Origin of the sequence: Microbacterium sp. R1, from assembly GCF_015159725.1 — a bacterium.
GTDB classification, from domain to species: domain Bacteria; phylum Actinomycetota; class Actinomycetes; order Actinomycetales; family Microbacteriaceae; genus Microbacterium; species Microbacterium oxydans.
On the sequence record NZ_JADDUD010000004.1, the window covers coordinates 197,651 to 210,152 of the forward strand.

The 12,502-nt window shown below is 68.3% G+C and carries 12 protein-coding genes; 10 read left to right on the forward strand and 2 right to left on the reverse strand.

The features are described from left to right. Genes ILP86_RS16320 through ILP86_RS16330 form a run of 3 tightly spaced genes read left to right on the forward strand, consistent with a single transcriptional unit; the run spans position 1 to position 4,132 of the window. A complete protein-coding gene (locus ILP86_RS16320; RefSeq protein ID WP_308431962.1) occupies positions 1 to 801 on the forward strand; it encodes a putative hydro-lyase in 801 nt (266 codons plus the stop codon). Beyond that, on the forward strand, positions 801 to 2,405 hold the full coding sequence (locus ILP86_RS16325) for an urea amidolyase family protein (RefSeq protein ID WP_193762457.1): 1,605 nt from the start codon (positions 801 to 803) through the stop codon (positions 2,403 to 2,405). Before ILP86_RS16320 ends, ILP86_RS16325 begins: the two co-directional genes overlap by 1 nt. After that, positions 2,402 to 4,132, forward strand: coding sequence for a biotin carboxylase N-terminal domain-containing protein (locus tag ILP86_RS16330; RefSeq protein WP_193762458.1), 1,731 nt, complete (start codon positions 2,402 to 2,404; stop codon positions 4,130 to 4,132). The genes ILP86_RS16325 and ILP86_RS16330 overlap by 4 nt, the downstream gene beginning before the upstream one ends. 73 nt (positions 4,133 to 4,205) lie before the next feature. On the opposite strand, the gene ILP86_RS16335 is transcribed toward ILP86_RS16330, so the two are convergent. Further along, positions 4,206 to 5,534, reverse strand: a complete 1,329-nt coding sequence (locus ILP86_RS16335) for a uracil-xanthine permease family protein (protein WP_193762459.1) — start codon at positions 5,532 to 5,534, stop codon at positions 4,206 to 4,208. Between the two features lie 111 nt (positions 5,535 to 5,645). On the opposite strand from ILP86_RS16335, the gene ILP86_RS16340 reads away from it, so the two are divergent. Together ILP86_RS16340 and ILP86_RS16345 are read left to right on the forward strand one after the other, a co-directional pair. Beyond that, positions 5,646 to 5,909: a type II toxin-antitoxin system VapB family antitoxin gene (locus tag ILP86_RS16340; RefSeq protein WP_045262550.1), complete on the forward strand. Its 264-nt coding sequence runs from the start codon at positions 5,646 to 5,648 to the stop codon at positions 5,907 to 5,909. Continuing rightward, positions 5,906 to 6,301 carry a type II toxin-antitoxin system VapC family toxin gene (locus ILP86_RS16345; protein ID WP_141370683.1) on the forward strand — a complete coding sequence of 132 codons (396 nt, stop codon included), beginning with the start codon at positions 5,906 to 5,908 and terminating at the stop codon, positions 6,299 to 6,301. The genes ILP86_RS16340 and ILP86_RS16345 overlap by 4 nt, the downstream gene beginning before the upstream one ends. 18 nt (positions 6,302 to 6,319) lie before the next feature. Here the strand turns inward: ILP86_RS16345 and ILP86_RS16350 are convergent, their stop codons facing one another. Further along, positions 6,320 to 7,198 carry a phosphoribosylaminoimidazolesuccinocarboxamide synthase gene (locus ILP86_RS16350; RefSeq protein WP_193762460.1) on the reverse strand — a complete coding sequence of 293 codons (879 nt, stop codon included), beginning with the start codon at positions 7,196 to 7,198 and terminating at the stop codon, positions 6,320 to 6,322. A 199-nt stretch (positions 7,199 to 7,397) separates the two neighbouring features. Here ILP86_RS16350 and ILP86_RS16355 point away from each other — a divergent pair, with 199 nt between their 5' ends. The 5 genes from ILP86_RS16355 to ILP86_RS16375 all read left to right on the forward strand — a co-directional run bounded on the left by ILP86_RS16355 (position 7,398) and on the right by ILP86_RS16375 (position 12,471). Next, on the forward strand, positions 7,398 to 8,024 hold the full coding sequence (locus tag ILP86_RS16355; RefSeq protein ID WP_046746836.1) for a PadR family transcriptional regulator: 627 nt from the start codon (positions 7,398 to 7,400) through the stop codon (positions 8,022 to 8,024). After that, positions 8,021 to 9,592 (forward strand): MFS transporter, encoded by a 1,572-nt coding sequence (locus tag ILP86_RS16360; protein WP_113681477.1) that lies wholly within the window; start codon positions 8,021 to 8,023, stop codon positions 9,590 to 9,592. Before ILP86_RS16355 ends, ILP86_RS16360 begins: the two co-directional genes overlap by 4 nt. Positions 9,593 to 9,658: 66 nt before the next feature. Further along, positions 9,659 to 10,213, forward strand: a complete 555-nt coding sequence (locus ILP86_RS16365; protein WP_058631625.1) for a GNAT family N-acetyltransferase — start codon at positions 9,659 to 9,661, stop codon at positions 10,211 to 10,213. Between the two features lie 54 nt (positions 10,214 to 10,267). Continuing rightward, a complete protein-coding gene (locus ILP86_RS16370) occupies positions 10,268 to 11,746 on the forward strand; it encodes an amino acid ABC transporter substrate-binding protein/permease (protein ID WP_058631626.1) in 1,479 nt (492 codons plus the stop codon). Next, the gene (locus tag ILP86_RS16375; protein WP_058631627.1) at positions 11,743 to 12,471 is read left to right on the forward strand and encodes an amino acid ABC transporter ATP-binding protein; all 729 of its coding nucleotides are present in this window, start codon (positions 11,743 to 11,745) and stop codon (positions 12,469 to 12,471) included. Before ILP86_RS16370 ends, ILP86_RS16375 begins: the two co-directional genes overlap by 4 nt. Positions 12,472 to 12,502: the final 31 nt, after the last annotated feature.

Below are 12,502 nucleotides of genomic sequence, written 5' to 3' on the forward strand. Positions count from 1 at the left end.
GTGTCCGTCCTCGCCTCCGCCGCTCAGCTCGCCGATACTCGCAGAGCTCGGGCCGCCATCCGTGCCGGGCATGCCGAGCCGACCAGTGGCGTCGCGGTCGGGCTGACGCAGGCGAACCTGATCGCGGTGCCGGCCGACTGGGCGTTCGAGACGCTGCTGTTCGCCCAGCGCAACCCGAAGCCGTGCCCCGTACTGGAGGTCATCGAGCAGGGTCAGGTGGAGTCTCGGCTCGCGCCCGGCAGCGACATCCGCACCGACATCGGCCGGTATCGCGTCTGGCGCGACGGCGAGTTGGCGGAGGAGGTCGGCGACGCGAGAGCGGCCTGGGCCGAGCACCCTGATCTGGTCGCCTTCCTCATCGGATGCAGCTTCACCTTCGAATCCGGGCTCGTGCAGGCCGGCATCCCGATCCGGCATCAGGAGCTCGGACGCAACGTGCCGATGTACCGCACCGATGCGGCGTGCGCTCCCGCGGGACGACTGCGCGGCGAGATGGTCGTGTCGATGCGCCCCATCCCCGCGTCCCGGGTGGCGGACGCGGTGCAGATCTCCGGGCGGACTCCCGCTGTGCACGGTGCTCCCGTCCACATCGGCGACCCGGCCTCGCTCGGCATCGACGACCTGGCGCATCCGGACTTCGGTGACGCCCCCGAGGTGCGCGACGGCGAGGTCCCGGTGTTCTGGGCGTGCGGTGTCACTCCGCAGGCAGCGATCATGGCCTCGAAGCCGCCGTTCGCCATCACCCACGCTCCGGGCTACATGTTCATCACCGATGTCCCCGATGCGGAGTACCTCGTCTGATGCGCATCCTCACCGCATCCGATCACGCCCTGCTCGTCGAGGCGGCCGACCTCGACGAGGCGATGCGCCTGAACCTCGCCTGGGACGGACTGCCCGGAGTCCTCGAGCGCATCCCCGGCGCCAGGACCGTCCTGGTGCGTTTCGACCCCGTCCGCATCTCCGCGGATGATCTGAGCACCGTGCTGGAGGCGACGGAGGTCGATGCGGCGCACCTCCCGGCGACCGGCGATGCCGTCATCCCCGTGCGGTACGACGGTGAAGACCTCGACGAGGCGGCGTCGCTGCTGGGCGTGTCGGCGGAAGAGCTCGTCAACAGGCATCTCGCTGCCGATTGGCGGGTCGCGTTCTCCGGGTTCGCCCCCGGCTTCGGATACGTGGTGAGCAGCGATCCGCTGTTCGACGTGCCGCGCCGATCGTCGCCGCGTACGCGCGTGCCCGCCGGCTCGGTCGCGCTCGCCGGACAGTTCACCGGGGTGTACCCCCGCGAGAGCCCGGGCGGATGGCAGCTGATCGGTCGCACGGATGCCGTGATGTGGGACATCGACCGCACGCCGCCTGCGCTGCTGGCGCCCGGCGCGACCGTGCGCTTCGAGCCCGTGCGGGAAACCGCTCGGCTGGCAGAAGGTCATCCAGGCCGAAACGGAGATGACCCGGCGCGGCCTGGGCGCGTCGCGGCGCAACACGCGGCGTCGGCTGCGGACGGTCTGGGTTTCGGCACTGATGCCGCGGTCGAGGTGGTCCGCCCGTCGCTGCAGCTGCTGGTGCAGGATGCCGGTCGCCCCGGCTATGCGGCGCTCGGGGTCTCGGCATCGGGGGCGGCCGACCGTCGGGCGATGCGCGATGCCAACCGGGCTGTGGGCAACGCGACCGATGCCGCGGTGCTTGAGAGCGTCGGGGGAACGGTCCTGCGGTTCCGGGGTGCCGGTGTCGCGGCGGTCACCGGTGCTCTCGGTGCGCTCACTCTGCAGGACGCCGAGGGGCGCGAGCGCTCTGTCGCACACGGTGAACCCTTCGCCACGGTCGACGGCGATCACCTCACTCTCGGGCACCCCGAACGCGGACTGCGCTACGTCGTCGCCGTCCGTGGGGGCCTGGACGCGGCGCCGGCGCTGGGAAGTCGCGCGGCGGACACGCTCGCCGGTCTCGGACCGGAAAGGCTCGGAGCCGGTGCCGTCATCCGGGTCGGCGATGCCGGCGTGCATCCCGTCGAGCCCGATGCCCTTCCGCGCGATCTGCCGGCCCCCGGCGAACTCATCGAGCTCGAGATCACGCTCGGTCCGCGCGACGACTGGTTCACGGCGTCGGCACTCGCCACCCTCACCGACCAGGAGTGGACGGTCACGCCACGGTCCGATCGCGTCGGCATCCGCCTGCACGGTGAGGTGCCTCTGGAACGTGCGCGCGTGGGCGAACTCGCGAGCGAGGGTGCCGTCACCGGTGCGATCCAAGTGCCGCCCGACGGACAGCCGGTCCTGTTCCTCCCCGACCATCCGCTCACCGGGGGATACCCCATCATCGGTGCACTCACGGATCGCAGCCTCGACCTCGCGGGTCAGCTGGCTCCGGGAGTGCGTCTTCGTCTCACCGTCAAGGAGCCCTCATGACCACGGCGTCACCCACGCAGAAGGTGCTGATCGCGAATCGCGGAGAGATCGCGGTTCGTGTGATCCGTGCCTGCGCTGAAGCCGGATACACCTCGGTCGCGGTCTATGCGGATCAGGATGCCGATGCCCTGCACGTGCGCCTGGCCGACGAGGCCGTGGGGCTGGGCGGCTCCACGGCGGCCGAGACGTACCTGTCCGTCGACGCGCTGCTCGCGGCCGCGCGGCAGTCAGGGGCGACTGCCGTGCACCCCGGATACGGATTCCTGTCGGAGAGCGCGGGCTTCGCCCGTGCCGTGGAGGATGCGGGGCTGGTCTGGATCGGACCGACCCCCGAGAGCATCGACGCGCTCGGCGACAAGATGACGGCCCGCCGGATCGCCCAGCAGGTCGGCGCACCGCTCGCCGCCGGCACCGACGAGCCTCTGGCAGGGCCCGCGGAGGCGGTGGCGTTCGCCGAGGAACATGGCCTCCCGATCGCGATCAAGGCCGCGTTCGGCGGCGGCGGACGCGGGCTCAAGGTGGTGCGTGAGCTTTCCGAGGTCGCGGGGGCCTTCGACGCGGCCACTCGCGAGGCGGTCGCGGCTTTCGGCCGAGGAGAGTGCTTCGTGGAGCGCTTCCTCGAGAGCCCGCGCCACATCGAGGTGCAGGTGCTCGGCGACGGACTCGGCGGTGTCGTGGTGGTCGGCGACCGCGACTGCTCGATGCAGCGCCGCAATCAGAAGCTGATCGAGGAGGCGCCTGCTCCCGGGCTCTCCGTCGAGCAGCGTGCGCGGTTCCACGATGCAGCGCGCTCGATCTGCGGTGAGGTGCAGTACCGCGGGGCGGGCACCGTGGAGTTCCTGCTCGCCGCCGACGGCACCATCTCGTTCCTCGAGGTGAACACCCGGCTCCAAGTGGAGCATCCGGTCACTGAAGAGGTCACCGGCGTCGATCTGGTGCGCGAGCAGTTCCGCATCGCGTTCGGGGAAGGCCCATCGTTCGTCGAGACGCCCACGCCGGCCGGGCACGCGTTCGAGTTCCGCATCAATGCCGAAGACCCCGGGCGCGGATTCCTGCCGAGCCCCGGTCGTGTCGAGAGGCTGCGGATCCCCGGCGGCCCTGGCGTGCGCTGGGACAGCGGCATCGAAGAGGGCGACGTCGTGCAGCCGGCCTTCGACTCGATGATCGCCAAGCTGATCGTGCACGCCGACTCCCGCGATGCCGCCATCGTGCGCGCGCGGCGGGCGCTGCGGGAGCTCACGGTCGATGGACCGGCCACCGTCATCCCGTTCGACGTGATGGCGCTCGACGAGCAGGCGTTCGCCACGGCGACCTTCGCGGTGCACACCCAGTGGATCGAGAAGGCGCTGCTGCCGAAGCTCGAGACTCAGTCGCGACCTGCAGCGGTGCCGGAAGACGTGCTGCAGCGCTTCCCGGTCGAGATCGACGGTCGACGTGTGATGCTCGGGATCCCCGCCGGATTGTTGTCGGGCCTCGGTCGTCCCGTCGACCCTGCGGCCGCAGCACCCACGACCGATCCGAGTGAGCTGCGCTCGCCGGTTCCCGGCACTCTCGTGCGGTGGCTCGTCGACGACGGCGCCGAGGTCACGGAGGGCGAACCCGTCGCGGTGCTCGACGCCATGAAGATGGAGACCACGGTGACCGCGCACCGGACCGGGACCCTTTCCTACCGAGCTGAGGTCGCGGAGATGGTGTCGGCGGATCAGGTTCTCGGGGCCATCGGCTGAGCGCTCCACGGCGAACGCAGCGATCCCGGATGCCTCAGGAGGGGCATCCGGGATCGTCGTCTGTGGGACCGGCTTACTCGGGATCGCCGCCGAGCGGGCCGACGGCCTCCAAGGGCTTGGGGTCGTCGGCGCCTGTCTTGCGCAGGCGGGCGATGAGGTTGCCCAGGTGGTAGATCAGGATCGCAGCGACGGTGGCGATGACGATGCCGCCCAACTCGAAGCCGGATGCCTCGTCCTTGATCATGAAGCCTCCGACGGCCATGATCAGCGCGACAGCTGCCGTGTACTGATTGACCGGGCGCGAGAAGTCGACCCGGTTGTCGACCCAGATCTTGATGCCGATGACGCCGATCAGGCCGTAGAGCGCCGTGGTCACGCCGCCGAGCACTCCCGCGGGCACCGAGTTGATGACCTCGCCGAACTTGGGGGAGAGGCTGAGGAGGATCGCGGCCGCGCCGGCCACCCAGTACGCGGCGGTCGAGTAGACGCGGGTGGATGCCATCACGCCGATGTTCTCGCCGTAGGTCGTCGTGCCCGAACCGCCGAAGAATCCCGCGAGCGTGGTGGAGACGCCGTCTGCGATCAGGGCCTTGCCGGTCTGCTGGTTCACGGTCATGTCACCCGTCATGGTCGCGACGCCGCGCACGTGTCCGACGTTCTCGGCGATCAGGACCAGGACCACGGGAAGGAACATCGCGAGCGCGGTGAGGGTGCCGGGCTCGGTGAAGTTCGGGAAGTGGAAGGTGGGAAGGCCCACCCAGTCGGCCTTCTCGACGGCCGAGAAGTCGAGCTCTCCCCGGAACGCCGCGAAGATGTAGCCGGCGATCACGCCGAGGAAGATCGAGATGCGGCCCAGGAATCCGCGGAAGACGACGGCGAAGAGGATGGTGATGGCGAGCGTGAACGTCGCCGTCACGGGCGCTGCCGCGTAGTTGTTGTGCGCGGCACCGGCGAGGTTGAACCCGATGAGGGCGACGATCGTGCCGGCGAGGACCGGCGGCAGGAAGCGGTCGACCCACTTCACCCCGACCGTGTGCACCACGACCCCGATGATCGCCAGCAGTACGCCGACCGCGACGATCCCGGCCAGGGCCGTGCCCATGTTCGCGGAGGCGGTGGCGGCGGTCACGGGCGCGATGAAGGCGAACGACGAACCGAGGTAGCTGGGCAGCTTGTTGCGTGTGACCAGCAGGAACAGGATCGTTCCCACACCGCTGAAGAGAAGCGTGGTGGCGACCGGGAACCCGGTGATGATCGGCACCAGGAACGTGGCCCCGAACATCGCCACGACATGCTGGAGTCCGATCGCGATCGTCGCGGGCCAGTTCAGGCGCTCGTCGGGACGGACGACGGCGCCGGGCTCGACCGTGCGGCCGTTTCCGTGCAGCTTCCACAGGGCCATGCGGGCTCCTCAGGTTCGGGGGATGGCAGGAGTGCCGGAGCAACACTACCGATTCCTGAGTTTTCACTGAACGTCTTCTACCATGGTAGACGGCGAGGTAGAATGGTAGACATGAGCCTGAACATCAAGAACGAGACGACGCATGAGCTGGTGCGCCGGCTCGCGGCGCTCACCGGGCAGAGCCAGACCAGTGCGGTGGAAGATGCCGTTCGGCGGCGCCTCGCCGAGTTGGAGGAGCAACGCTCGGGCGAAGAAGAGGAGCGCCGTCGCCGTATCCGTGCGGTGATCCGCCGGGCGCAGCAGATTCCCTCCACCGGACGCACGACCGAGGAGATCATGGACGAGCTCTACGACGAGACGGGTATGCCGCGTTGATCGTCGATTCCTCGGCCCTCGTGGCTGTCTTGATGGCTGAGCCCGAAGCTGCCGAGATGAGCGAACTGTTGGAGGAGGGTCCCTTCTCACTGTCCGCGGCCACGCTCACGGAGTGCATGATCGTGCTCCGCGGCAAGGGAGGCGAGGCGAAGGTGCTCGCGCTGGACGAGCTTCTGGAAGCGACGGGTGCGACCGTCGTTCCGCTCGACGAGGCCCAGGCGCGTCTGGCGGCCAGGGCGTTCGTCAGATTCGGACGCGGTTCCGGGAGCGCGGCTCGGCTGAACTACGGCGACTGCTTCTCTTATGCGCTCGCGATCAGTCGCGACGAGCCTCTGCTCTTCAAGGGTGACGACTTCATCCACACAGACGTGCGCCGGGTGGAGCTGAGCTGAGTCGTCAGGCCTGAAGCGTCAGGCGCCGAGGCGCTCGATCAGCTCGCGGTAGCGGTCGGCGGTGCGCTCGACCACGTCGTCCGGGAGCAGGGGGGGCTCGCCCTCCTGGTCCCAGTTGGCGGCGAGCCAGTCGCGCACGATCTGCTTGTCGAAGCTCGCCATCCGCGCGCTCGGTGTCGTGCCGGTGCGCCAGGCCTCGGCATCCCAGTAGCGGGACGAATCGCTCGTGAGCACCTCGTCGGCCAGGCGCAGCGTGCCGGCGGCGTCCGTGCCGAACTCGAACTTGGTGTCGGCGAGGATCAGACCCTTCTCCTCGGCGATGGCGGCCGCAGCCGTGTAGATGGCAAGGGAGGTGTCGCGCAGCTCGGCCGCGCGCTCGGGGCCGACGAGCTCGACCGCGCGCTCGAACGTGATGTTCTCATCGTGTTCGCCCATCGGGGCCTTGTATGCCGGAGTGAAGAGAGGTTCGGGCAGTCGGTCGCCGTTCTGCAGGCCGGCCGGCAGCGGGATGCCGCACACCGTCCCGCTCTCCCGATACTCCGCCCATCCGGAACCGGTGATGTAACCGCGTACGACGCACTCGATCGGCAGCATCTCGAGCGACTGGGCGAGCATCGCGCGATCCGCCACGGCCTCTGGCAGCTCGCCCTCGGCGATGTGGTTTGGGAAGGCGGAGAGCTGCGCGAACCACCAGCGGCTCAGTCGCGTCAGCAGGGCGCCCTTGTCGGTGATACCGGGGGAGAGGACGAAGTCGAAGGCGCTCACCCGGTCGGAGGCGACGACGAGGATGCGCGTATCCGCCGGATCCTCGGAGGCGTACAGGTCGCGGACCTTGCCCGAGTAGATGTGCCGCCAGCCGGGAATGCTCTGTGCCGTGCCTTCTGAAGGTGTGCTCACCCGCCCATTATCCCGGTTCCCTCGCGATGCTCTCGCCCGCGCTCCTTCGCGACCCATGCTCCGCGCCGACACCCATCCCCGCACACGCCGGGGGGTGTGGGTCTCGACGGAGAGCATGGGCCTCGGTGAGAAGTTCGACCCCGTCTGTTCAAGGGGCGGAAACAGGCGTATAGTCCACATGGACTATTTGAGGTGGGACATGAAGAAGGATGCGGTCGACCGGCTCACTCCCATGGGGGTGATGGTGCTCGCGCTGCTGCGCGAAGGCGACATGCACCCCTATGAGATGGTGCGTCTCATGCGGGCGCGGCATGATGATCGCCTGCTCACGATCACCAACGGGACGCTGTACCACACGGTGTCCCGGCTGCACCGCGCCGGCCTGATCGACGAACTCGGCATCGACCGCGAGGGAAATCGGCCCGAGCGGACGACCTACTCCTTGACGGAGACCGGACGTGAGGCCGTCGTGACGTGGGTGCAGCGTGAGCTGCCCCGCATCGATCACCCGGCCGACTTCCGCATCGCGCTCGCCGAGGCGCACAACCTCGAGCGCCCGGAGGTCATGGACCTCCTGCGCGCGAGGCGCGTCGCGCTCGTCGAGGATCACGCTCGCCACCGCGACGGGCTCGGCAACGCGAGGGAGAAGCACGTGCCCGAGCAGGTGCTGGTCGAGATCGAGCGTCAGGAAGCTCTGCTGGCGGCCGAGCTCCGCTGGCTCGACTCCCTCCTCGATCGTCTCGAAGCCCGTGTCCTGCCGTGGGGTCCCACGGCATTCCAGAACTCAGACCGCTACCGCGCTCAGCGAAAGGCTGCACAGCAATGACAGATATCCCTCGCGACGGAGACCGCCCGCCGGTCTCCGCGCCCTCCACCTCCGGTCCGTCGACCGGTACCTACTCGGTCGGGCACAAGCCCGCGAGCCCCTGGCCCGCCCTCTGGGCGCTGGTCATCGGCTTCTTCATGATCCTGGTCGACACCACGATCGTCTCGGTCGCGAACCCGGCGATCAAGGCCGCCCTCGACCCCGACACGAACAACCTCGACAACGTCGTGTGGGTCACGAGCGCCTACCTGCTCGCGTATGCGGTGCCGCTGTTGATCACCGGGCGCCTGGGTGACCGCTTCGGCCCGAAGAACATCTACCTCATCGGCCTCGCGGTGTTCACCCTCGCCTCGCTGTGGTGCGGGCTGTCCGATTCGCTCGAGATGCTCATCGCCGCACGTGCCGTGCAGGGTCTCGGCGCCGCTTTCATGACCCCGCAGACCATGGCCGTGATCACCCGCACCTTCCCGCCCGAACGTCGAGGCGCGGCGATGGGCCTGTGGGGTGCGACCGCCGGTGTCGCCACGCTCGTCGGTCCGCTCGTGGGTGGTCTGCTCGTGGACGGCTTCGGCTGGGAGTGGATCTTCTTCGTGAACATCCCGGTCGGCATCGTCGCCTTCGTGCTCGCTTGGCGCCTGGTCCCGAAGCTGGCCACGCACCCGCACCGCTTCGACATCGTGGGTGTGGTGCTCAGCGCCGTGGCGCTGTTCCTCATCGTGTTCGGACTCCAGGAAGGCGAGAAATTCGACTGGGGCGTGATCTGGGGCCCGATCTCGGTGTGGAGCCTGATCATCGCCGGACTCGTCGTGCTCGGGTTGTTCATCTTCCAGCAGGCGAAGACACGCAGTGAACCTCTTGTTCCGCTCGAACTGTTCCGCGACCGCAACTTCTCCGGAGCGAACGTGGCCATCGCCGCCGTGGGCTTCACGGTGACGAGCATGTCGCTGCCGATGATGTTCTTCCTGCAGACCGCGCGGGGGCTCACCCCGACGGAGGCGGCGCTGCTCCTCATCCCGATGGCGGTGCTGTCGGGAGTGCTCGCTCCGGTCGCGGGCAAGATCCTCGACCGCGTGGACCCGCGCATCATCCTCATCCCCGGGCTGCTCTGCGTCGCCGCCGCACTGATCTGGTACTCCGCTCTGATCAACATGGACACCCCGATCTGGATGTTCCTGCTGCCCTCGGCGCTGATGGGTATCGGCAACGCCGGCATGTGGGGTCCGCTCGCCACCACCGCGACGCGCAAGCTGCCCCCGCGCCAGGCGGGTGCAGGTGCCGGCATCTACAACACCACCAGGACCATCGGATCGGTGATCGGGTCGGCCTCCATCGCCGCGTTCATGCAGTCCCGTCTCGAAGCGAACCTTCCGGGGCTCGCTGACGCACCGGCGGGCATCTCCACCGGGGGTGCACTGCCGCCGCAGGTGGCGGACGGGTTCGCTGCGGGAATGTCGCAGGCGATCCTGCTGCCGGCGTGCGTCATGGCGGTCGCGCTCATCGCCTCGCTGTTCCTCGGTCGTTACGACAAGACGGAGCCGGCAGTGCCCGCATCCGCGCGCACCGAGTAATCGAACCAGGGGAGGGGCCGTGTCCGTCGGTTTGCGGATGCCGCCCCTTTCTGGTGTCATCGGGCGATGACGATCGCACTCTCTCGACCGAACATCGACCTCTTCGACTCCTGGGCCGCCGCAGTGGCCGAGTTCGAGGGTGGACACGTCGACGGGGGCGGTCTCGAGAAGGGCTTCGTGCCGGACCGGGCCGCTTTCGAGGCGTTCGTCGAGCGTGCAGAGCTCTACGCCACACCTGGCGCGGTGCTCCCGGAGGGGCACGTGCCCTGCGACTACTACTGGATCACCGAGGGCGATCAGGTGGTCGGCTTCCTCTCCTTCCGCCGAGAGCTCAACGACTACCTGCGTCGCTTCGGCGGCCACATCGGTTATTCGGTGATCCCTTCCCGTCGCCGCGAAGGGATCGTTCGCGAGGCGATGCGGCAGGTGCTCCGCCAGGCGAAGGCGGAGGGCTACGAACGGGTCATGCTCACCTGTGACGACGACAACGTCGGGTCCATCCGCACCATCGAGGGAGCCGGTGGCGAGCTCGAAGACGTGATCGAGGCACCGCAGGCGGGGCAGCCTCTCGTCCGCCGGTATTGGATCGACGTTTCGGGCACCCGACTCGCCGCGAGCTAGGGTAGTTCCTCGGCGGTCGTCCGGTCGCTGCTGTCGACCCGAGGAGCACACGTCGTGATCCGAAATCCATCCACCGCGGCTGGCCGTCTGCGCCGATCGGTGCGCACCGCCGGCGCAGCCGCACTCGTCGCCTTCGTCGGCGTCGGGGCGCTCCTCGCCGGTGCCGCCCCCGCCGCCGCAGCGAACGACGGCGACAAGTACGTCATCGGCACCGACACGACGTTCGCGCCGTTCGAGTTCACGAATGCCGACGGCGACCTCGTCGGCATCGACATGGACCTGCTCCGCGCGATCGCGAAGGACCAGGGGTTCGAGGTCGAGATCCGCCAGCTCGGATTCGACGCCGCCGTCCAGGCGCTGCAGTCGAACCAGGTCGATGCGGTCATGGCCGGCATGTCGATCACCGAGGAGCGGCAGAAGACGTTCGACTTCAGCGAGCCCTACTTCACCAGCGGCATCCAGCTCGGCGTGCTCGAGTCGAGCGACATCACGTCGCTCGACGACCTCGACGGCAAGGCCGTCGCGGTCAAGACCGGTACGCAGGGGCAGACCTTCGCCGACGAGAACAAGGACGAGTACGGGTTCAAGGTCACCCCGTACCAGGACACGACCGACATGGTCGACGCGGTGAAGGCCGGCCAGGCGGTCGGCTACTTCGAGGACTTCCCGGTGCTCGCATACGGCATCCAGCAGGGCTCCGGCTTCCGCCTCGTGGGTCAGCCCGAGCTCGGCGGCGAGTACGGATTCGCGGTCAACAAGGGGCAGAAGCCCGAGCTGATCGAGATGTTCAACGCCGGGCTCGCGAACCTGAAGGCTTCAGGGGAGTACGACAAGATCGTCGACACCTACCTGTCGGGTGGCGAGGAGTCCACGCAGCCGACCGACATCTTCTCCGTCGCGGTGAAGTACTGGCCGGCTCTCATGGAGGGCCTGTGGCTCACGATCCTCGCGACGATCGTCGCCATCGTGGCCGCGTTCATCCTGGGGCTCATCTTCGGCTTCGGACGGGTCTCGAAGTTCGCGCCGTTCCGCTGGGTCGCGACCGCCTACGTGTACGTCTTCCGCGGCACTCCGATCCTCATCCAGGCGTTCTTCGTGTTCTTCGCGATCCCGCAGCTGTTCCCCGGCCTCACCTTCAACCCGTTCGTCGCCGGAGCGATCACGCTCTCGCTCAACACGGGTGCCTACATGACCGAGATCATCCGCGGTGGCATCCAGGCGGTCGACCCCGGCCAGAACGAGGCCTCGCGTTCGCTGGGTCTGAGCCACTGGAAGACCATGCAGAAGGTCGTGCTCCCGCAGGCGTTCCGCATCATGGTGCCCTCGTTCGTCAACCAGGGCATCATCACCCTCAAGGACACGTCGCTGATCAGCGTCATCGGCCTCGCCGAGCTGACGTTCGTCTCCCGCCAGATCATCGCCTCGACGTATCTGTCGGCGCAGGTGCTGACGATCGTCGCCATCATCTACTTCGTCGTGATCACGCTGCTGACGCTGCTCGCGAACCGCCTGGAGAGGACGTTCAACGCATGAGCAAGATCCTGGTGCAGGACCTGCACAAGTCGTTCGGTGACAACGAGGTGCTCAAGGGCATCGATCTGGCCGTGGAGGATGGCGAGGTCGTCGCGGTCATCGGCCCGTCCGGCTCGGGGAAGTCCACGCTGCTGCGCTGCCTGAACAAGCTCGAGGAGCCCACGTCGGGGCACGTCATCATCGATGGCGTCGACCTGACGGACAAGAGCGTGAAGCTCGATGAGGTGCGCCAGCGCATCGGCATGGTGTTCCAGCACTTCAACCTCTTCCCGCACATGACCGTGCTCGAGAACATCACTCTCGCCCCGGTCGAGTGCGGCAAGCTGACCAAGGCCGAGGCGAAGGAGCGGGCGCTCTCGCTCCTCGAGCGTGTCGGCCTGTCGGAGAAGGCGGGCGCGAAGCCGGCATCCCTCTCCGGCGGTCAGAAGCAGCGCGTGGCGATCGCCCGTGCGCTGGCGATGGACCCCGAGATCATGCTGTTCGACGAGGCGACGAGCGCGCTCGACCCGGAGATGGTCGGCGAGGTGCTCCAGGTCATCCGCGACCTCGCCTCCGGCGGCATGACCATGGTGCTGGTGACGCACGAGATGGGCTTCGCGCGTGAGGTCTCTGGCCGCACGGTCTTCATGGACGGCGGCGTCGTGGTGGAGGAGGCCCCGCCCGCCGAGCTGTTCGGCGCCCCCAAGAACGAGCGTCTGAAGGACTTCCTCTCCAAGGTGCTCTGACGCCCTTCCTCGTCACCAATCGCGCAAATGG